This is a genomic window from Acetobacter pomorum, from assembly GCF_002738225.1.
GTDB lineage: Bacteria > Pseudomonadota > Alphaproteobacteria > Acetobacterales > Acetobacteraceae > Acetobacter > Acetobacter pomorum.
Window position 1 is genome coordinate 362,712 of record NZ_PEBQ01000144.1, and the last position, 19,034, is coordinate 381,745.

The 19,034-nt window shown below is 53.8% G+C and carries 22 protein-coding genes; 7 read left to right on the top strand and 15 right to left on the bottom strand.

Going from position 1 to position 19,034, the window contains the following annotated elements; genetic code table 11:
* Nucleotides 1-2: 2 nt before the first annotated feature.
* The gene (locus tag CSR02_RS11885; RefSeq protein ID WP_042787320.1) at nucleotides 3-1,094 is read left to right on the top strand and encodes an AI-2E family transporter; all 1,092 of its coding nucleotides are present in this window, start codon (nucleotides 3-5) and stop codon (nucleotides 1,092-1,094) included.
* Nucleotides 1,091-1,774, top strand: a complete 684-nt coding sequence (locus tag CSR02_RS11890) for an endonuclease/exonuclease/phosphatase family protein (protein WP_042787319.1) — start codon at nucleotides 1,091-1,093, stop codon at nucleotides 1,772-1,774. Before CSR02_RS11885 ends, CSR02_RS11890 begins: the two co-directional genes overlap by 4 nt.
* A gap of 3 nt (nucleotides 1,775-1,777) precedes the next feature.
* Here the strand turns inward: CSR02_RS11890 and cls are convergent, their stop codons facing one another.
* The gene (gene cls, locus CSR02_RS11895; RefSeq protein ID WP_099541757.1) at nucleotides 1,778-3,205 is read right to left on the bottom strand and encodes a cardiolipin synthase; all 1,428 of its coding nucleotides are present in this window, start codon (nucleotides 3,203-3,205) and stop codon (nucleotides 1,778-1,780) included.
* On the opposite strand from cls, the gene CSR02_RS11900 reads away from it, so the two are divergent.
* Nucleotides 3,204-3,653, top strand: a complete 450-nt coding sequence (locus CSR02_RS11900; RefSeq protein ID WP_183172551.1) for a YraN family protein — start codon at nucleotides 3,204-3,206, stop codon at nucleotides 3,651-3,653. The two genes, cls and CSR02_RS11900, sit on opposite strands and share 2 nt — an antisense overlap.
* Before the next feature lie 57 nt (nucleotides 3,654-3,710).
* Here the strand turns inward: CSR02_RS11900 and CSR02_RS11905 are convergent, their stop codons facing one another.
* From CSR02_RS11905 to purB, 9 genes are all read right to left on the bottom strand, one after another.
* Nucleotides 3,711-4,028, bottom strand: coding sequence for a hypothetical protein (locus CSR02_RS11905; RefSeq protein ID WP_042787317.1), 318 nt, complete (start codon nucleotides 4,026-4,028; stop codon nucleotides 3,711-3,713).
* Nucleotides 4,029-4,100: 72 nt separating this feature from the next.
* Nucleotides 4,101-4,439 (bottom strand): Grx4 family monothiol glutaredoxin, encoded by a 339-nt coding sequence (gene grxD, locus CSR02_RS11910; RefSeq protein ID WP_003630611.1) that lies wholly within the window; start codon nucleotides 4,437-4,439, stop codon nucleotides 4,101-4,103.
* A 27-nt stretch (nucleotides 4,440-4,466) separates the two neighbouring features.
* The gene (locus CSR02_RS11915; RefSeq protein ID WP_099541758.1) at nucleotides 4,467-4,697 is read right to left on the bottom strand and encodes a BolA/IbaG family iron-sulfur metabolism protein; all 231 of its coding nucleotides are present in this window, start codon (nucleotides 4,695-4,697) and stop codon (nucleotides 4,467-4,469) included.
* Nucleotides 4,698-4,724: 27 nt separating this feature from the next.
* Nucleotides 4,725-6,929, bottom strand: coding sequence for a phosphoribosylformylglycinamidine synthase subunit PurL (gene purL / locus CSR02_RS11920; protein WP_099541759.1), 2,205 nt, complete (start codon nucleotides 6,927-6,929; stop codon nucleotides 4,725-4,727).
* Nucleotides 6,926-7,627: a phosphoribosylformylglycinamidine synthase subunit PurQ gene (gene purQ / locus CSR02_RS11925; protein WP_099541760.1), complete on the bottom strand. Its 702-nt coding sequence runs from the start codon at nucleotides 7,625-7,627 to the stop codon at nucleotides 6,926-6,928. Before purQ ends, purL begins: the two co-directional genes overlap by 4 nt.
* Nucleotides 7,624-7,995, bottom strand: coding sequence for a Rap1a/Tai family immunity protein (locus CSR02_RS11930; RefSeq protein ID WP_099541761.1), 372 nt, complete (start codon nucleotides 7,993-7,995; stop codon nucleotides 7,624-7,626). The genes purQ and CSR02_RS11930 overlap by 4 nt, the downstream gene beginning before the upstream one ends.
* Nucleotides 7,992-8,234 (bottom strand): phosphoribosylformylglycinamidine synthase subunit PurS, encoded by a 243-nt coding sequence (gene purS / locus CSR02_RS11935; protein WP_042787312.1) that lies wholly within the window; start codon nucleotides 8,232-8,234, stop codon nucleotides 7,992-7,994. The genes CSR02_RS11930 and purS overlap by 4 nt, the downstream gene beginning before the upstream one ends.
* A gap of 28 nt (nucleotides 8,235-8,262) precedes the next feature.
* Complete coding sequence (gene purC, locus CSR02_RS11940) at nucleotides 8,263-9,030, bottom strand: phosphoribosylaminoimidazolesuccinocarboxamide synthase (RefSeq protein WP_042787311.1); 768 nt, start codon at nucleotides 9,028-9,030, stop codon at nucleotides 8,263-8,265.
* Nucleotides 9,031-9,184: 154 nt separating this feature from the next.
* Nucleotides 9,185-10,534 (bottom strand): adenylosuccinate lyase, encoded by a 1,350-nt coding sequence (purB, locus tag CSR02_RS11945; protein ID WP_099541762.1) that lies wholly within the window; start codon nucleotides 10,532-10,534, stop codon nucleotides 9,185-9,187.
* Nucleotides 10,535-10,705: 171 nt separating this feature from the next.
* Here purB and CSR02_RS11950 point away from each other — a divergent pair, with 171 nt between their 5' ends.
* The 4 genes from CSR02_RS11950 to CSR02_RS11965 are packed head-to-tail and all read left to right on the top strand — an operon-like array spanning nucleotide 10,706 to nucleotide 14,360.
* Nucleotides 10,706-11,317, top strand: coding sequence for a TerC family protein (locus tag CSR02_RS11950; protein WP_099541787.1), 612 nt, complete (start codon nucleotides 10,706-10,708; stop codon nucleotides 11,315-11,317).
* Nucleotides 11,318-11,375: 58 nt separating this feature from the next.
* Nucleotides 11,376-13,352, top strand: a complete 1,977-nt coding sequence (locus CSR02_RS11955) for a lytic transglycosylase domain-containing protein (protein ID WP_099541763.1) — start codon at nucleotides 11,376-11,378, stop codon at nucleotides 13,350-13,352.
* A 1-nt stretch (nucleotide 13,353) separates the two neighbouring features.
* Nucleotides 13,354-13,830: a phosphatidylglycerophosphatase A family protein gene (locus CSR02_RS11960; RefSeq protein ID WP_099541764.1), complete on the top strand. Its 477-nt coding sequence runs from the start codon at nucleotides 13,354-13,356 to the stop codon at nucleotides 13,828-13,830.
* Between the two features lie 17 nt (nucleotides 13,831-13,847).
* A complete protein-coding gene (locus CSR02_RS11965) occupies nucleotides 13,848-14,360 on the top strand; it encodes a CinA family protein (RefSeq protein WP_099541765.1) in 513 nt (170 codons plus the stop codon).
* Between the two features lie 57 nt (nucleotides 14,361-14,417).
* Here CSR02_RS11965 and CSR02_RS11970 read toward each other — a convergent pair whose 3' ends face one another.
* From CSR02_RS11970 to CSR02_RS11990, 5 genes are all read right to left on the bottom strand, one after another.
* On the bottom strand, nucleotides 14,418-14,852 hold the full coding sequence (locus tag CSR02_RS11970) for a hypothetical protein (protein WP_099541766.1): 435 nt from the start codon (nucleotides 14,850-14,852) through the stop codon (nucleotides 14,418-14,420).
* A 153-nt stretch (nucleotides 14,853-15,005) separates the two neighbouring features.
* Nucleotides 15,006-15,494, bottom strand: coding sequence for a type II toxin-antitoxin system RatA family toxin (locus CSR02_RS11975; RefSeq protein ID WP_042787304.1), 489 nt, complete (start codon nucleotides 15,492-15,494; stop codon nucleotides 15,006-15,008).
* Nucleotides 15,494-16,474 (bottom strand): lipoyl synthase, encoded by a 981-nt coding sequence (gene lipA, locus CSR02_RS11980; RefSeq protein ID WP_042787436.1) that lies wholly within the window; start codon nucleotides 16,472-16,474, stop codon nucleotides 15,494-15,496. The genes CSR02_RS11975 and lipA overlap by 1 nt, the downstream gene beginning before the upstream one ends.
* A 121-nt stretch (nucleotides 16,475-16,595) precedes the next feature.
* Nucleotides 16,596-18,008, bottom strand: a complete 1,413-nt coding sequence (gene lpdA / locus CSR02_RS11985; RefSeq protein ID WP_099541767.1) for a dihydrolipoyl dehydrogenase — start codon at nucleotides 18,006-18,008, stop codon at nucleotides 16,596-16,598.
* 30 nt (nucleotides 18,009-18,038) lie between these two features.
* Nucleotides 18,039-19,034: 2-oxo acid dehydrogenase subunit E2 (locus CSR02_RS11990; protein WP_099541768.1), on the bottom strand; the 996-nt coding region annotated here is incomplete at its 5' end.

The window sequence follows — 19,034 nt, forward strand, 5'->3', positions numbered from 1 at the left end:
GGATGGCAACTGGTCAGCCCGCTTCTACCGAACGCATCATGCGGCTTCTGCTTTTGGGCGGCATTACGTATGGGTGCGTGCTGGTGCTTGCACCCTTTTCTTCCGCCCTGCTGTGGGCGGGCGTTCTGGCTTATACAACGTGGCCGTTGTTCCAGCACTTGCGTAGGCGCATGGGGCCAAATGCCGCCAGCCTAACCATGACGTTGCTTTGCGCTGTGGGTGTGGTTTTGCCCTTGGCGTTTTTGGCCTCTGCCTGTGTTTCATCCGGGCCGCGATGGGCCCGGCAGGTTATGGCATTTGTAGGTACAATCCACGAACTGCCACCCCTGCCCCACTGGATTGCCTCCATGCCCGCCTTTGGGCCGGATATCAGCCATCATTGGGAGCGCTGGAGCCGCAATATCAGCTCTGTGGGGGATGAACTGCGCCCCTATGCGGGTGAGATTATTCAATCTTTGCTTGAAGTGCTGATGCGCATGGCTAACGGGGCCTTGCATCTGGTTATGGCGCTGTTTATTGCCTTCTTTTTCTGGCTCAGCGGTCCCATGTTGTGGGATACAGTGCAGGCTGTAATGGTGCGTATTGCCGGGCATCAGGCGGGGCGGCATCTGCACATTGTTGGCAGCACAGTACGCGGAACAGTGTATGGCATTTTAGGCACGGCCATCATACAGGGCATACTTACAGGTTTGGGCCTGTGGCTGCTGGGGGTTGGTGAGGCTGTTATTCTGGGTGTGCTGGCTGCATTTTTAGCAGTTTTTCCCATAGGTGCGCCGTTGGTATGGATACCTGCTGCCCTATGGTTGTTTGGCATGCACCATCCGGGAAAAGGCCTTTTGCTTTTGCTTTACGGTGTTCTGATTATTTCCGGGGCAGATCATCTCATCCGCCCGCTGTTTATTGCACGTGGCAGCAAGCTTCCCTATCTCCTAACAGTGCTGGGCGTTATTGGCGGCCTGCTGGCTTTTGGTGGCGTAGGTATTTTTCTGGGGCCGATCCTGCTGGCAATAGGTTTTACCCTGACAACGGAATTTGCCGCGGATGAAGCCGCGCAGCCCATTACGCAGGATGAAAAAAGGACTGTGACACAATGAGGCGCCCACTCTCTCGGTTGGTTGAGTTTGCACGTCGCAAGTCAGCCCATTCTTTTGTGGCATGCGACATGGAAGGGGTGCGGGTTATCAGTTGGAACCTGCTGCGCCGCACCGGGGCAACCGTGCATGATATTGCGGCCCTTATTGAGGCAGAAAAGCCCGATGTGCTGCTTATGCAGGAAGCCACGGTGGAAATTGATGTGCTGCCAGATGTTATTGGTGGCCACTATGCGCGTAATCCGCAGCCGGGGCGTATTCATGGCGTGGCATGTTGGAGCCGCATTCCGTTTGCACGCGCACCCAGAGCCTGCACCATTCCTTCTGGCCCGTTATTTAAACGCCATGCGCAGATTATTGAGTATGAGAAATTTTCCTTGGCCAACGTGCATCTGTCTCATGGGCAGATGTTAAACCGTAAACAGTTGCGGCGCTTGGCGACTCTGCTTTCTCCTCCTTGCGCTATTTTGGGCGATTTTAATTTGCTGGGGCCAACATTGGTGCCTGGCTTTAAGGATGTTGGCCCAAAAGCCCCTACCCATCGGATGGTCGATTTGCTGCCGATCAGGATTGATCGGTGCCTGGTAGAAGGGATGCAGTGTTTAAGCGCACGTGTACTGCCTGTTTTTGCCTCGGATCATCGGCCCATTGCAGTCACCTTGCGGCCGCTTATGGGGCTGTAGATCTTACAGATACGGCATGAACAATCTGGCAAATGCATCGCGAAGCTGAATAACCTTATTGCGGTTATCCAGATCATAGTGAGTAAGCCGTTTATTGCGATGCCGGGTGATGAAATCATCCAGGATTTCAGCCAATACGGTATCGTAAATTTCCATATTGACCTCAAAGTTCAGCCGTAAACTGCGGATATCGAGGTTGGAGCTGCCTACAAAAGACCACGCCCGATCCACCACCATGAGTTTGGAATGATTAAAAGGCGGGTTGGCCAGCCACACACGCACCCCTGCGTTCAGCAGGGGGGAGATGTTGGCAGCGCAGGCCCAATCCAATGGCAAATGGTTACTTTGGTGCGGAATGATGAGGTCAACCTGCACCCCGCGGAGTGCCGCCAGCCCGAGTTCTGACATCAGGCGTTGGCCCGGCAGAAAATAAGGTGTCATCAACCTAACGTTTTTCCGGGCCAGAGTAATGGCCTGCAACATGGTGTATTCTATTTTTTCCAGATCTGTATCCGGGCCAGCTGTTACAATACGTGCCAGTGATTCACCCGTGCTTTTATGTTCCTGAAAATACAGATCACCCTGCAGGCGTTCCTGCGTGGTAAAATACCAATCCCACGCAGCGGCTTCAGCCAGTTGGCGTACAACCGGACCTTCCACTTTAAAATGTGTATCTGAGACCGGATGTTTGGGTTTGCGGGAAACCATGTTCTCATCCGCAATATTCAGCCCGCCAAGAAAGCCGATGCGCCCATCCACGACCAGAATTTTGCGGTGATCTCGCAAATTGATGAAAGGCATCCGCCACGGCAGCAGAGAATGCATAAAACGCGCACACGGCACCCCTGCCCGCCGCAAGCGATGATAAAGGGGAGAAAGGAAATAGCCACTTCCTATACCATCAACCAGCACACGTACCTGTACGCCGCGTTTGTGTGCGGCAACCAGTTTATCTGCAAACAGGCCACCAACTTTGTCATCTCTAAAAATATAGGAACAGAGCAGAATGCTTTTGCTGGCGCCATCAATCGCTTCCAGCATGTGCGGGTAAGCACCATCACCATCATGCAGCGGAATAATGGAATTGCCCCCGACCAAGGGACGGCTACTGAGCTTGCCCACCATAAGAGCCAATGGGGCAAACTGCCCTTCAAGTTCCCTATTCCATGAGGAAGGTTGTTCTGTTTCCAACCGTCGGGGGGAACGATCTCCCACCAGCTTTTTGGCCAAACGGGTTACACGGTTGATGCCGAACATTAAATAAAGGGTTGTGCCCAAAAGCGGCATAAAAACACATGCGCCTATCCACCCGATAGCAGATGCCGTGTTGCGTTTTGTAAGCAGAATGTGCAACCCGACAGAAACAACCAGCACAAACCTGATAAGTGTAAGAACAAGTGTAAAAGGCGAAATGGAAAAATCAGGCAACATGATAGACAAAATGCTCACACAAAATGGGCTGGGGCATAAGATACCGAACAAAGTGGTTGCAAAACAGAAGCCGACATTTTTGCAAAAACAACAAAGCGGTCGTGTTGCTTATACGCAAGGAATAGCAGCGGAAGAGCAGACCTGCCACTGGCTGGAGCAGGAAGGATGGACAGTGCTTTTGCGCAGAGCCCGCACGCGCCGGGGCGAAATTGATATTGTTGCCAGTAAAGCAGCAGTTCTGTGTTTTGTGGAAGTAAAAAAACGGCGCTCCATAGAGGAAGCCTTGATAAGTTTACAGCCAGCGCAACAGCGGCGGCTGTTTCGGGCAGCAGAATGTTTGCTGCAAAAGCATCCTTATTGGCACTATGAAGAAATACGTTTTGATCTGTTTGTTTTTGATGATGTAGGCAGAATGGAAAGGCTGGAAGACATTATCCGCCAAACGTAAAAGGGCGCTCCTGCAACAGAAGCGCCCTTAAAACGTAAATGGGTATAAAAAGAAAAATCAGGTACGGTGACGGCCTTTGACACTATGCGCCGAAACCGCATGTGCTGGATGATAGCTGACAAGCCGAACCATGCTATGCGCCTTACCGCGGGAAGCCGCAGCCAGCACAACGTGGTGTGAAGACTTGGCCATAGCCACGTGTCGTGCATGGTGCACAACCGGCGCAGGTGCCGCGGTAAGTGCTGCAAAAGTCAGCTTACTGGCTTCCAGATCAGAGATAATGCGTTCTGCCCGAGCAGAGGAAGATGTGGTGACCAACCCTACGCCAAGTGCTGTAAGAGCAAGAGCGCCACGTACAACCGCAACTCGTTTCATCAATCTGATCCCAACCTGTTTCTCTTTTCTTCAGGAACTATACAGCCCCCTCCCCACTTGACAACCTAAAAATCAGGCCGGTGCGTTACAGGGAATGTTTTTTTCCTTGAACAGGTTTTGCAGCTCACCAGACTGATACATTTCGGTGACAATATCGCACCCGCCAATAAATTCCCCTTTTACGTAAAGCTGAGGAATTGTCGGCCAGTTTGAGAAATCCTTAATGCCCTGACGGATGGCCGGATCAGCCAGCACGTTTTCGGTTTTGAAAGGTACGCCAAGGTGCTGGAGAATCTGCACAACGCGGGCAGAAAAACCACACTGAGGGAAATCGGCATCCCCTTTCATGAACAGCATGACGGGGTTAGCTTCAATATCCTGCTTGATGCGCTGCTGTGCTGTGTCTGTCATGGTCTGATATCCTTAAAAGCTAAGTGATTAGGGAGCAGAAGTTGTAAGCGCCAGCGCATGCAGCTTGCCACCCATATGGCCCTGCAGGGCCTGATAGACAAGCTGATGCTGCCGCACGCGTGAAAGGCCCCGGAAGGCTTCGCTCACCACGGAACAGGCATAATGGTCACCATCCCCTGCCAGATCATCAATCTTGATCTGGGCATCCGGAAAAGCCTCCCGAATATAGGTTTCGAGTTCTGTGGCGGACATTGCCATCGGTCTGCTTCCTTCCCGCTTGTTTTGTTAGTTGCCCATCAGCATCGGGAAAAATGCTTCATGGGCTGTTTTCAGGCGTGCTGCCGATATGGTGACGCCGCTTGGCAGAATCAAATCATTTCCGCCTGAGCGGGCAATAATACGTGCGGGCACACCGGCAGCCTGCGCACGGGCACACAGGGCTTTGCCATCTGCCACGCAGGCCAGATAACGGGCCTGATCTTCCCCAAACCAGAAGGCTTCTGGCCGAATGCCGGAAGTGGGGCTTTCCAGTTCACATCCAATGCCGCTGGCCATAACCATTTCTGCAACAGCAACCATAATGCCACCGTCAGCAATGTCATGGCAGGCTGTAATGGTGCCATCCAGAATGGCGCTGCGCACAAAGTCACCATTGCATTTTTCAGCCGCCAGATCGACCGGCGGCGGCGCACCTGCTTCCTGACCAAGGATTTCACGCAGCCAGATGGTCTGGCCGAGTTCACCCTTGGTTTCACCAATCAGCACCACGTCAGATTCTGGTTGCATGCCAAGGCCAACAGCCTTGTTCACATCATCCAGAACGCCCAAAGCGCCAATGGCGGGTGTGGGCAGAATGGCGGTGGTGGAACCATCTGGGTTTCGTGTTTCGTTATAAAGAGACACGTTACCGCTCACGACCGGGAAATCCAGCGCTGAACAGGCTTTCCCCATCCCTTCAACCGCAGCCACAAACTGGCCCATGATCTCGGGTTTTTCCGGGTTGGCGAAGTTCAGGTTATCCGTTACGGCCAGTGGGCGTGCACCGGTGGCTGTAAGGTTACGCCATGCCTCGGCAACAGCCTGAGCGCCACCCGTTTTGGGGTCTGCCTGACAGTAGCGCGGAGTGCAATCTGTGGTGATGGCCAGACCGATGTCTGTATCTTCCACCTTCACAATAGCCGCATCAGCAGCACCCGGGCGACGAACTGTCTGCCCACCTACGGTGCTATCATACTGGTTCCACACCCATGCGCGAGAGGCCAGATCTGGCGAACCCACAAGCTTAAGCAACGTGGCATCCAAAGAAAGCGGTGCATGCACACCTTCCAGCGGAGCCGGCGCTTTGGGTGGTGTTGCTGGGCGATCGTAAATGGGGGCCTGCTCTGCCAATGGGTCCAGCGGAATATCGGCTTCCAACTGCCCTTTGTGCTTGACGACGATGTGGCCGGTATCTGTCAGATGCCCGATAATGGCAAAATCCAGTTCCCATTTTTCAAAGATCTTGCGGGCCACGTCTGTCCGGTCAGGGCGCAGCACCATCAGCATGCGTTCCTGGCTTTCAGACAGCATCATTTCATAAGCCGTCATATTCGGCTCACGCTGAGGCACGGCATCCAGATCAAGCTCGATACCTACGCCGCCCTTGCCTGCCATTTCCACGGAAGAAGATGTCAGACCCGCAGCGCCCATGTCCTGAATGGCGATAATGGCATCTGTTGCCATCAGTTCCAGACAGGCTTCAATCAGCAGCTTTTCAATAAAGGGGTCACCCACCTGTACCGTGGGGCGCTTTGAAAGTGCATCTTCATCAAACTCGGCGGAAGACATGGTGGCACCATGAATGCCATCACGCCCTGTGCGGGAGCCCACGTAAACAACCGGGTTGCCAACACCAGCTGCGGCCGAAAGGAAGATACGGTCCTTACGGGCCAAACCAACCGTCATGGCGTTGACCAGCGGGTTGCCATCATAGGCCGGGTGGAAGTTGATTTCCCCGCCTACGGTGGGCACGCCAACACAGTTGCCATAGCCGCCAATACCACGCACCACGCCATCAATCACGCGGCGGGTTACGGGGTTTTCCGGGCTGCCAAAACGCAGTGCGTTCAGGTTGGCAATGGGGCGCGCACCCATGGTGAACACATCGCGCAGAATACCGCCAACACCCGTGGCAGCCCCCTGATAGGGCTCGATAAAGGATGGGTGGTTATGGCTTTCCATCTTGAAGATGGCGGCATAGCCCTGCCCAATATCCACCACGCCAGCATTTTCACCGGGACCATGAATAACCCATGGCGCTTTGGTGGGCAGCGTGCGCAGCCACTTGCGGGAAGATTTGTAGGAGCAGTGTTCCGACCACATCACAGAGAACACGCCCAGTTCTGTCAGGCTGGGGGTGCGGCCCATAATGGACAGCACACGCCCGTATTCCTCGGATGTCAGCCCGAATTCACGGGCGAGAGATTCATCAACGGTTACAGGCTTATTCACCGGACTACAGCCTCCACCAGACCTTGGAACAATGGCAGACCATCTTCCCCACCCATGAGAGGATCAACCAGATCTTCCGGATGAGGCATCATGCCGCAAATGCGTTTGTTTTCGCTCAGAATACCCGCAATGCTGTTGATGCTGCCATTGGGGTTGCTGATGGCATCATCAGCCTGCACATTGCCTTTGGCATCGGCATAGCGGAAAGCCACAAGACCTTCACCTTCAAGCCGTTCCAGCGTGGCAATATCTGCTGTGTAATTGCCATCACCATGCGCCAGCGGAGTGCGGAAAACATCACCTTTTTTCCACTTGTGCGTGAAAGGCGTGTTCTCTGCTTCCACCTTCAGGTAGCAATCCTGAGAGAGAAAGCGTAGGTTGGCGTTGCGCAACAGTGCACCGGGCAGAAGCCCCGTTTCCGTTAAAATCTGGAAACCGTTGCACACACCCAAAATATGGCCACCTTTTTGGGCAAAGGCTTTGATAGCCCCCATGATGGGAGAATGCGCGGCCATGGCACCACAGCGCAGATAATCGCCATAGCTGAAACCACCTGGCAGCACGACCAGATCGGTATCTCCCAGATCTGTTTCATGGTGCCAGATCATGCGCGGGGCCTGCCCTGTAACGCGCTTGAGGGCAATGGCCATATCGCGCTCCCGGTTTGTGCCGGGGAATACGATAATTGCTGCTTTCATTTTTTCACACTGCACGGATAAGAGGCATGCAGGGCGGCAAAAACACTTTCACCAACCGGCTTGTCCAGTGTTTCAGAATGCGCTTTCAGCCAGGTAAGTACCTTGGAGCGCATAACGGGCATGGTTTCTGTAGCGGGAACACAAAAACCAGCAGGCGCAGAAGGATCGCCCTCGTTCCGATCATTGATTTTGGAAAGAGAGACCCCATCCGTCAGGCCGCCAATATAGGCATCGCAAATGCCAGCACTGGTGGCGCGCGTGCAAAGGCGGGCAAAGTTGCCTGCCTTCATGGGGGCAATGCGCTGGGCATGGGCCAAGCCCGGTGCCGCGCATGCCAATGTCAGCGCTATAAGAAGGGTGCGCTTCATTCCACCACCTCTACAGAGTAATCTTCAATCACCAGGTTGGCCAGCAGATCACGCGCCATGGCATCGGCCTTTTTCTGGGCTTCCTCGGCTTTGGCACCCGGCAGATCCAGCTCAATCACCTTGCCCACGCGCACATCGTGCACGCCTTCAAAACCAAGTGTCTGCAATGCGTGGCTAATGGCCTTGCCCTGCGGATCCAGAACACCGTCCTTCAGCATGACGGTTACACGTACCTTCATTTTCAAGCTCCCGTTGCCACCAGCGTGGTTACTGAACCGTTTCCGGCCCCTTCATATCTCCACCTGCCCCGTTTTCTGGCAGGATGCCCATGCGGCGCGCCACTTCCTGATAGGCTTCTTTTACGTTGCCCATATCGCGGCGGAACCGGTCTTTATCCAGTTTTTCGTGCGTATGCATATCCCACAGGCGGCAGTTATCTGGCGAGATTTCATCTGCCAGCACAATCTGCATCTCCTCGCCTTCCCAGATACGGCCGAACTCCAGTTTGAAATCAACCAACTGGATGCCGATACCGCTGAACAGCCCGCATAGAAAATCATTTACCCGCATGGCCATGCCGGTAATTTCTTCCATATCGTGCGGGCAGGCCCAGCCGAAGGCGATGATGTGGTCTTCTGAAACCAGAGGATCACCCAGCGCATCGTTCTTGTAATAGAATTCCACAATCGGGCGCGGCAGGCGCTCACCTTCGGGAATATCAAAGCGTTTGGAAATGCTGCCAGCGGCAATGTTCCGCACAACCACTTCGAGCGGAATAATTTCCACTTCCTTTACCAACTGCTCACGCATGTTGATGCGGCGGATAAAATGCGTGGGAATGCCGATTTCCTGCAACCGCAGCATCAGAAATTCACTGATACGGTTGTTTAACACGCCTTTACCGGTAATTACGCCGCTTTTTGCGCCGTTCCCTGCTGTGGCATCGTCCTTGAAATACTGCACAAGGGTGCCAGGTTCGGGGCCTTCAAAAAGGATTTTGGCTTTACCTTCATAAAGCTGACGCCGACGGGCCATGATGATCCTTACCTGTCGAAAAAGGGGTAAAGCCAGTTCGGGCAGAACTGGCTGTTGTTCAAGGGGCCAGGCAGTATGGCCCCTTACATGCTAATATGGTTCATAGCAGGCTTCCGGGTAGGAAGATATATCCTGCTATGACAAGGGAGCCTGCTTACTGGCGGGGCCCTGTTTCACCAAAGATTTTTTCGTACTGGGTATCCAGCGCCTTCAGGTGCTGGCGGCTATCCATTGCCGCATCCAGAACGTCAGGAGAGATACGGCCAGAAATTTCCGGATCTGCGTCCAGATTTTCACGGAAGGTTTTGCATTCTGGCGTGCCCAGCTTGGTCCATGTTTCCATGGCATTACGCTGCACGATCCGGTAGGCATCTTCACGCGACAGACCAGCTTTGGCCAGTGCCAGCAGCACTTCTCCGGAATGTACAACACCGCCAAGGCTTTCAATATTGGCAGCCATACGGTCTGGATACACCAGCATTTTAGAGATCATGCCAGACAGACGCACAAGGGCAAAATCCAGCCCGATTGTGGCATCTGGGCAGATGTTCCGTTCTACAGAGGAATGGCTGATATCGCGTTCGTGCCACAGAGCCACATCTTCCAGCGCCGGAATAACGGCGGAACGTACCAGGCGGGCCAGGCCCGTCAGGTTTTCTGTCAGCACCGGGTTGCGCTTGTGCGGCATGGCGGAAGAGCCCTTTTGGCCCTTATGGAAAAATTCTTCCGCTTCTCGCACTTCGGAGCGCTGGAGATGGCGCACTTCAATGGCCAGACGTTCAATGCCACTAGCAATAACGGCCAGAGCGCAGAAATAAGCGGCATGCCGATCACGCGGGATCACCTGTGTGGAAACGGTTTCCGGTTTCAGCCCCAAACGTTCTGCTACATAGGATTCAACACGTGGGTCCAGATGCGCATAGGTGCCTACAGCGCCAGAAATGGCACAGGTAGCAATTTCAGCGCGTGCAGTTTCAAGCCGTTTTTTGTTGCGAGCGAATTCTGCGTAATGGCCCGCCAGCTTCAGCCCAAAGGATGTGGGTTCGGCATGAATACCGTGGCTGCGGCCAATAGTAAGGGTGTGTTTGTGTTCGAAAGCGCGCGTTTTCAGCGCATCCAGCACACCATCCAGATCTTTCAGCAGCAGGTCTGTGGCCTGCACAAGCTGTACGGCCAAACAGGTGTCCAGCACATCGGATGATGTCATGCCCAAATGCACAAAGCGGCTTTCCGGGCCAACCTTTTCTGCCAGCCATGTCAGAAAGGCAATGACGTCGTGCCGGGTTTCGGCTTCAATTTCATCAATGCGGGCCAGATCGGCGTCAGAAAAAGCGGCCATGGCGGCATCGCCCTTTTCGCGCACAACCTTGGCGGCTTCCTTTGGCACGGTGCCATATTCAGCCATGGCTTCACACGCCAGCGCTTCAATTTCAAACCAGATGCGATAGCGGTTTGTGGGAGACCAGATGGCGGCCATGACGGGGCGAGTATAACGCGGCACCATAACGCAAAATTCCTTAACCAACAGAGTAAAGCCAACAGGTGGCCGTCTCTCTAGCGGATTTCGCGCCTTTCGTCTGCCCGCAAAGCAGAAAACTTTGACTTTTTGTGCGCCTTCCCGAAACTGCCGCCTTTTCGGGCGTCTTGGCGTCCTGTTTTTCGAATCGGAGTAAGCGTGGACGGCTTTCTGAATTCCTTCAGCCTGACAGCATTTGTCGCCTTTTTGCAGGTTGTGCTGATTGATGTGACACTGGCGGGAGATAACGCCGTTGTTATTGGTATGGCGGTACGGTCTCTTTCTGGCGCAGAGCGACGGAAAGCCATTTTTGCCGGTGTGGGGCTGGCAGCCATTATCCGTATTTTGCTGGCACTTGTGGCTGTGCGTCTGCTGGCCATTGTGGGGCTTACGCTTGCGGGCGGGTTTTTGTTGCTTTGGGTTTGCTGGCGCATGTACCGCGAAATGCGTGATCAGCATGAAAACGCAGATGCTGGGCCACCTCCCCCCGGAAGTTTGGGAAAAGCGGTTATCCGTATCCTGATTGCTGATTTGTCAATGAGTTTGGATAACGTGCTGGCAGTAGCCGGTGCTGCGCGGGAACATCCGGGTATTCTGGTGGCAGGGCTGGCACTTTCTGTGTTGCTGATGGGGCTGGCTGCTTCTGTTATTGCCCGCTTGCTTGATAAGTACAAATGGATTTCGTGGGTTGGTTTGCTGATTGTGCTGGCTGTTGCCATTGAACTGATTGTTAAAGGGGGTGGTGAAGTTTGGGGACATTTGCCGCACTGATTTTGGGGTCATGCGGAAAGCACTTGCCAACGCGCGGGAAACGCGCTGATTCTATGGTATGAGACGTTTTGCGATTTCGTACCGATACCGCCTTGTGGCAGCTGTTTCTCTGGCGTGTGTGGGGTTGAGCGCCTGCTCCTCCACCTCGTCAGAGCAGCAGGGAACTTCTGAAAACCGCTTTGCATGGCCAACCGAGCAGCAGGCAGCCCAAGGCACACCTCCAACAAGTGATGTTGCCAGCCGGTTAACGGTCTGGCTGGGGTTGGTGAAATCCTCGCAAAACAGTGCACAGGCTTATGCCGATTTTCTGCAAACACGCCCGGTATGGCCCCGTTGGCAGTTGCTGACATCCCGCATGCAGCTGGCATTGGCCAAGGAAACAGATCCGGCAGTGCTGGCCCGGCTGTGTGCTTCGCAAAATCTGACATACGGCCCTGCTCTTGCGCAGTGTGCCACACAGGTTCCGGCCTCGGCGGATTTAAGTAAGCGTTTGAATACAGAAGCCGCACAGGCTTGGGTAAATGGTAATGATGCCAGTTCCGCCGCCGCAGCGCTGCAAAGCAACTTTGCGTCTGCCATTACGCCAGAACGCTCATGGTTGCGGTTTGATCGTGAAGAAAAAAATGGGCTGGTCGCGGCCGCCAAACAAACCCTGCCTACTGTTTCTGCCCAAAAGCAGCCGCTGGCGCAGGCCCGCTTGGCTTTTCGTGCGGATGATCCAGCGGCAGAAACGCTGGCCGCCGGCCTACCTGCCAATCAGCGGTCTGACCCTTACCTTATTCTCAATCATGCGCGCTGGCTCCGCAAACAGCAGCGTTATGATGAAGCCGTGGCGCTCTGGAAAGGATCTGGCGTAGAGGCCGAACGCAGCACACATGGTGCTTCCTTCTGGCGGGAACGGGATACGTTGGCGCGCGAGCTTATTCAGGCAGGCCATGCGGCGGATGCTTTTGCCGTGGCAAATGATACAGTCACAACGCCGACCAACCGGTTGGATGCACAGTTTTTATCTGGTTGGATTGCTCTGCGTTTGCAGCATGACCCAGCAACAGCGGAAAGCTTTTTTCGCCCGCTTGCGCAGTCTTCTGCCCTTATTACGCGTAGCCGCGGCTTTTACTGGCTTGGGCGGGCACGTGCTGCTGCAGGAGATTCCGCTTCGGCCCACGCAAATTGGCAACAGGCCGCCGCTTTGCCCGGCACGTTTTACGGGCAGATGGCCGCTGCCGCGTTGGAAGGCCGCAATAATGTGCTGTTGGACCCATCTAATGTGCCAGAAGAAACACGCACGCGCTTAAAAGCAGAGCGTGACCCGCAAACAACGACATCGGAAGATGTTTATGTTTCTGGCAGTGAGCTGGCGCAGGCAGCGCAGATCCTTGTTTCATGGGGAGATCGCCCCCATGCGCGAGATTTTATGAACATGCTTGAACAGCAGGTTACAAGTACGCCGCAGCGTCTGGCGCTTTCTTCCTTGTCTGCGCAGTTGGGTTTGCCGGATATAGCTGTAACAGTCTCCCGCCATGCGGGGCGAGATGGCGTATTTCTGCTGCGCTCTGGCTGGCCGCTGCCTTATACGCCGCCATCCAGCACGCTACCGGCAGGTGTTGCACTGGGCCTGATGCGGCAGGAAAGTAATTTCAATCCAGATGCTGTCAGCCCTTCCAACGCTATCGGGCTTATGCAGCTCAAGCCTTCTACCGCAGGAGATATGCTGCGCGTAACGGGTCTGCCGGCGTCTGCTGCAACAGCTGCCGGGCTGCATGACCCGGAAAATAACATGAAATTGGGTACAGCCTATCTGGAGCATATTCAGTCTCGCTTTGGGGTGGTGGTGCCGTATATGGCTGCGGCCTATAATGGTGGGCCTACCCGTTTGGCGCGTTGGCTGAACACAGCCGGTAATCCGGCCCAAAATGGTGCTTCTGCCGAAGAGATGATCGACTGGATTGAGAGTATTCCTTATTCCGAAACACGAAATTACGTGCAGCGTGTGTGGGAAAACATGACCATCTATGTGGCATTGGGGAACCAGTAAAATGGATATGGCAAGAGTGATTGCAACATTCGGCGGTTGCGGGCTTGCCCCACGCGCGCCGGGCACCGTTGGTTCTTTGGCGGCATTGATAACGGGGCTGCCATTGCTAAAGCGCCCACGCCTTTTGGTGGCGGGTATTGCAGCCGTAACTGTGGTGGGGTGGTGGGCCACAAAACGCAGCGGCCAAGGCGAAGATCATGGTTGGATTGTAATTGATGAAGTGGCGGGAATGTGGATAGCCCTGCTGGCCTGCCTACCTAAAACAGAAGAACAAGCCCGTGAAAAATGGTTCTGGATGTATCCCCTACTGGCTTTTGCCTTTTTCCGGTTGTTCGATATTACAAAGCCCGGCCCGGTTGGCGTGCTGGATAAGCGGCATGATGCCATAGGTGTGATGGGAGATGATGTGGTTGCCGGTTCCATGGCAGCGTTATGTGTAAAGGGCGTGCGTGAGTGTATGGCGCGCATAGCGCACTAACCGGAAGGTTTGTTTTTATGGCTGTGGCAGGTTTTTCTTTTTCAGATCAGTCTGTTTTGGCAGCGGCTGAGCGCACGCTTTTGCGTTTGCGGCACATGAGCGTGCGCGTGGTTACGGCAGAAAGTTGCACAGGCGGGTTGGTTGCGGCCATGCTTACCCATTTTCCCGGTTCTTCTGATGTAACGGAAGGTGGGTTTGTAACCTATTCCAACACCATGAAGCAGGCTGTGCTTGGTGTGCCCGCCCAGATATTGGAAGATTATGGTGCTGTAAGCGTCCAAACTGTAGAAAAAATGGCTGAAGGTGCCTTAAAAGCCTCTCCTCAGGCCTCCATTTCCGTGGCGATTTCAGGCATAGCTGGGCCAGATGGTGGGTCTGCAGAAAAACCAGTGGGGCTTGTATGGTTTGCAACAGCCATGAAAAATGATGCGGTTGTAACGGATAAGCAGATTTTTTCCGGAAACCGAGAGGAAGTACGTGCAAAAGCCGTATTCCATGCTTTTGAATTGATTTTGCAGCGTTTGAGCTGAAAACAGACAGAAATACTGCTGCCAGAAAAGACTGACAGCAGTACATAAAACCCCAAATTATTGTACGGGCACTGGTGCCGGCAGCTGCCCATTGGCTGGAACTGTAGGTGCTTTGGGAAAAGCAGGCGCTTTTACACCTGTGCCCGCAGCGACCGGAGCTGGAATACCCGGGGCAGATACGCTTGGCGCTGTAAGAGTTGGTGCGGCTGGAACAGTGGGCGCACCCACGCCAGATGTTGCCCCGGCAACGGTAGGCACCTGATTGTTCTGCGCAGCAGCCAAGCTTTTCGCGTTCAGGTCAGCTGTTTCAGCATCCCCATTGTTCTGGGCAGATTTTTCACCTTCGGCGCATTTACCGTTAAGGCAATGTTCATGGTGATGGTGGTGATGTGTATGCGCACCATCATGCGTTGCTGTTCCGGCAGCCAAGGCAGGCACAACAGCCAGCGTTGCGGAGGATGCCAGCAGAGCGGCAGCAAGGATTTTTTTCATATGGATATATTTCCTTAATGAAGGTTGAATCGCCTTTTCACAGGCAATTCCCATATTCCACAATAGGTTACAGAAAATTGCCTGTTTGTATCATAAGCAGGCTTTCAACCGAAACAAAGGAAATTAACCACAGAAAATCACCCGCTTGTGCAGTTAGGTTGCTGGGTGTTCACTGGTGCAGGTTTGGGCTGTGCCGGGTATCTGGTTTTGTGGTGGCCCATATACTTCACGCGCGCGCTTGATAAAGGCAGATACCATAAGCCGTGTGGCTTCTGTAAACACTACACCAATAGCAGCTTGCAGAATGCGTGAGCGGAACTCAAAATCTACAAAAAACTCTACAAGGCACCCTTCAGGCGTTGCAGTGAATTTCCAGATATTGCGTAAATACCGGAATGGTCCACGTTCATACCGCACAGTGATGGATGACGGACGCGCCAGCGTTACGCGTGATGTAAAGCTTTCCCGGAACGGGCCAAAACCAATGGTCAGATCCGCAACCAGTTCCGTAGTGGTGCGAGAGCGCACCTTGGCTGCAACGCACCAGGGCAGAAACTTGGGATACTGGCCAACATCGGCAACAAGATCAAAAATCTGGTCCGGGCGATAAGGTAAAACACGCTTTTCTGCGTGCTGTGGCATTATATATCCTCCTTCAGGCGGGCATTGCGTGCATCACGCAGTGCGGCAAAGTCGGCATCGGCATGGTAGGAGGAGCGCGTAAGTGGGCTGGAACTGACCTGCAAAAACCCTTTTACACGTGCCATTGTGCCGTAGTCCTCAAACTCTGCCGGGGTAACAAAACGTGCAACTGGGGCATGTTTGACTGTAGGCTGGAGATACTGGCCCATTGTAATAAAATCTACATCTGCCACGCGCAGATCATCCATGACCTGAGCGAGTTCCATCTTTTCTTCCCCTAGCCCAAGCATTAGCCCGGATTTGGTAAAGATGGATGCATCAAGCTGTTTTACCCGATCCAGCAAGCGCAAAGACTGATAATAACGTGCCCCCGGACGAATGGTGGGATACAGGCGCGGAACAGTTTCCAGATTATGGTTGAACACATCAGGCCGTGCTTCAACAACCACTTCTAACGCGTTCTTTTTACGTAAAAAATCTGGTGTCAGAATTTCAATGGTTGTTTCCGGGGCCGCCGCACGGATGGCATGAATAACCCGTGCAAAATGCTGTGCGCCTCCATCTTCCAGATCATCCCGATCTACAGATGTAATCACCACATGGCGCAGGCCAAGGCGGGCCACGGCTTCTGCCACACGGGCAGGTTCATCCGCATCCAATGCATGCGGCAGCCCGGTAGTAACATTGCAGAAAGCGCAGGCGCGTGTACAGATTTCCCCCATGATCATCATGGTGGCATGGCGCTGAGACCAGCATTCCCCAATGTTCGGGCATGCGGCTTCCTCACACACAGTTACCAGCTTGTTGCTGCGCATCAATGCACGCGTTTCGTGATAAACGGGGTGATTGGGTGCCTTAACGCGTATCCATTCCGGTTTACGGGCTATGGGGTTGTCTGGCCGGTGTGCTTTTTCTGGATGACGCAGCTTGCTGGAGCTGCTGCTTCCTGTTCGATGATCAATCACAACGCGAATAGACATATCTTTGCCCGCTTTTGCCAAGGGTTACCACAGAACTGGAACGCTCCTGCCGTACAGTCAAGGCAGGAACGCTCCATATGGCGCTCTGGTCACATCAAACCCTTGAGATGATACACCAAAACTAGAAGTGAAGTGCTCCGCCATAAGCGGCCAGAACGGCTTCGTGCATGGATTCAGAAATGGTGGGATGAGGGAAAATGGTTTCCATCAAATCGGCTTCAGTCAGCTCTGCTGTGCGGGCAATTACAAAGCCCTGAATCATTTCCGTAACTTCCGCGCCAATCATATGCGCACCCAAAAGCTCACCTGTCTGGGCATCAAATACGGTTTTCACCATGCCTTCAGGCTCACCCATGGCAAGTGCTTTACCGTTGGCCATAAGAGGGAACTTGCCAACACGCACCTTGTAACCGGCTTCCTTGGCGCGGGCTTCTGTATAACCCACGGAAGCCACTTGGGGGCGACAGTATGTGCAACCAGGGATTTTTGTAATATCAATGGGATGCACGGTTTTTCCGGCAATGGCCTCAACGCACATGACAGCTTCATGGCTGGCTTTGTGGGCAAGCCACGGGGCCCCGGCCAAGTCACCAATGGCGTAAACGCCGGGTTCACCCGTACGGCACAGATCATCCGTAACCACGTGGGTGCGATCCACTTTGATCTTGGTGCCTTCCAGCCCGATGTTTTCAACGTTGCCGACAATGCCCACGGCAGAAATTACGCGGTCTACGGTAATGGTTTCCGTTTTGCCGCCTACTTCCACTGGCACAGTCACATCATTCTTGCCCTTTTTCAGCGCCCCAACCTTGGCACTGGTAAGAACACGCATGCCCTGTTTTTCAAATTCCTTGCGGGCCAAGGTGCTGATTTCTTCGTCTTCCACGGGTAGAATACGCGGCGCAACTTCCACCAGCGTAACTTCAGACCCCATGTTGCGATAGAATGAGGCAAATTCCGTGCCAATAGCGCCCGATCCAATTACCAGAAGCCGCTTGGGCAGCTCATCTGGCACCAAGGCTTCTCGGTAAGACCAGACAAGTTTGCCATCTGCTTCCAGCCCCGGCAATGCACGCGCACGTGCGCCTGTGGCCAGAATAACGTGCTTGGCAGTAAGCGTTTGTGATGCCCCACTTTCCGGCTGCACCAGTACTTTGCGCTTGCCACCAGAAGCAGTGCCGTCCAGCTTGCCAAATCCTTTAAAAACAGGAACTTTGGCCTTTTTCAGCAAGTGTTGAACACCAGAGGCAAGCTGTTTGGAAACAGCACGAGAGCGTGCAACAATTGCTTTAAAATCAAAGCTTACGCCATCGGCCTTAAACCCATATGTGCCAAGGTCATGCAACAGGTGGTTGATCTCGGAAGCACGGAGCAATGCCTTGGTGGGAATACAGCCCCAGTTTAGACAGATACCCCCAAGGTGGTTGGCTTCCACCACAGCAACGGACAACTTAAGCTGTGCTGCCCGAAGTGCTGCCACATAACCGCCCGGCCCACCGCCAATAACAATGATATCAAAATCAGTCTGGCTCATAATATATGTGATCTCCAGAAAGCCACGCGGTTACAGAACGAGTGAGAGCGGAGATTCCACCGCTGCCCGGAAAGCAGAAAGCCAGCGCGCCGCAGCAGCACCATCCACCACACGATGATCAACCGAGAGGGTGACGGTCATGACAGTGGCAATAGCCAGTTCATTCCCCTTAACCACAGCCTGTTTTTTACCCGCAGCAATAGCCAGAATGGCAGCCTGTGGTGGGTTAACAATGGCGGCAAAGTCTTTCACGCCATACATGCCCATATTGGAAATAGAAAATGTACCGCCCTGAAATTCTTCTGGTTTCAGTTTGCCAGCACGAGCGCGGGCAATCAGATCCTTAGCTTGCTGACTGATCTCTTTCAGGCTCTTGCGGTCTGCCTGTTTGACAATAGGTGTGATCAACCCATCATCAAGAGAGACCGCAACCGAGATATCTGCATCTTCATGCATGATCATGGCATCTTCTGTGTAAGACGCGTTCACTTCCGGCACCTGTTTCAAGGCCACGGCAGATGCCTTGATCAGCATGTCATTCACTGACAGCTTGAAAGCATCAGCTCCTTCCGCCGGAGACATGGCATTAAGCTGCGCGCGCAGCGCCAACAGCGCATCCAGTTCCACATCAATGGAAACATAGAAGTGCGGAATGGTGGCTTTGGATTCACTCAAGCGGCGCGCGATAACCTTGCGCATAGTGGTATGTGGCACAGTACGGCTGCCACCAGATGCTGGAGCAGCAAAAGCCACCTGTTCAGAGCTTGGAGCTTTGCTAAGGGCTGCTTCTACATCCCGCTTTACAATACGACCATTGGGCCCTGTTCCTTTTAGGGTAGCCAGATCGATATTGTTTTGGTGAGCAATACGCCGCGCAAGTGGAGATGCGACAATCCGCCCCACAGGTTTTTCTGCCCGGCGTGCCGGCGTAGCAGCCTGTGTTGCCACAGATGTGGAAGGCGCAGATTGCGGCACGGGGGCAGGTTCTGCGGCAGCCACATTTTTAGGCGTATCAATATTGTCTGG

Coding starts and splice junctions, on each gene's coding strand:
- purQ (WP_099541760.1), bottom strand. CDS start 7,627: ATGAAAGCAGCAATTATCGTATTCCCCGGCACAAACCGGGAGCGCGAT.
- purB (WP_099541762.1), bottom strand. CDS start 10,534: ATGGTGCCGCGTTATACTCGCCCCGTCATGGCCGCCATCTGGTCTCCC.
- CSR02_RS11960 (WP_099541764.1), top strand. CDS start 13,354: ATGGATATGGCAAGAGTGATTGCAACATTCGGCGGTTGCGGGCTTGCC.
- purC (WP_042787311.1), bottom strand. CDS start 9,030: ATGGCCCGTCGGCGTCAGCTTTATGAAGGTAAAGCCAAAATCCTTTTT.
- CSR02_RS11955 (WP_099541763.1), top strand. CDS start 11,376: ATGAGACGTTTTGCGATTTCGTACCGATACCGCCTTGTGGCAGCTGTT.
- CSR02_RS11885 (WP_042787320.1), top strand. CDS start 3: ATGGCAACTGGTCAGCCCGCTTCTACCGAACGCATCATGCGGCTTCTG.
- CSR02_RS11930 (WP_099541761.1), bottom strand. CDS start 7,995: ATGAAGCGCACCCTTCTTATAGCGCTGACATTGGCATGCGCGGCACCG.
- CSR02_RS11970 (WP_099541766.1), bottom strand. CDS start 14,852: ATGAAAAAAATCCTTGCTGCCGCTCTGCTGGCATCCTCCGCAACGCTG.
- CSR02_RS11965 (WP_099541765.1), top strand. CDS start 13,848: ATGGCTGTGGCAGGTTTTTCTTTTTCAGATCAGTCTGTTTTGGCAGCG.
- CSR02_RS11975 (WP_042787304.1), bottom strand. CDS start 15,494: ATGCCACAGCACGCAGAAAAGCGTGTTTTACCTTATCGCCCGGACCAG.
- CSR02_RS11915 (WP_099541758.1), bottom strand. CDS start 4,697: ATGGCAATGTCCGCCACAGAACTCGAAACCTATATTCGGGAGGCTTTT.
- CSR02_RS11905 (WP_042787317.1), bottom strand. CDS start 4,028: ATGAAACGAGTTGCGGTTGTACGTGGCGCTCTTGCTCTTACAGCACTT.
- purS (WP_042787312.1), bottom strand. CDS start 8,234: ATGAAGGTACGTGTAACCGTCATGCTGAAGGACGGTGTTCTGGATCCG.
- lipA (WP_042787436.1), bottom strand. CDS start 16,474: ATGTCTATTCGCGTTGTGATTGATCATCGAACAGGAAGCAGCAGCTCC.
- CSR02_RS11900 (WP_183172551.1), top strand. CDS start 3,204: ATGATAGACAAAATGCTCACACAAAATGGGCTGGGGCATAAGATACCG.
- lpdA (WP_099541767.1), bottom strand. CDS start 18,008: ATGAGCCAGACTGATTTTGATATCATTGTTATTGGCGGTGGGCCGGGC.
- cls (WP_099541757.1), bottom strand. CDS start 3,205: ATGTTGCCTGATTTTTCCATTTCGCCTTTTACACTTGTTCTTACACTT.
- CSR02_RS11890 (WP_042787319.1), top strand. CDS start 1,091: ATGAGGCGCCCACTCTCTCGGTTGGTTGAGTTTGCACGTCGCAAGTCA.
- grxD (WP_003630611.1), bottom strand. CDS start 4,439: ATGACAGACACAGCACAGCAGCGCATCAAGCAGGATATTGAAGCTAAC.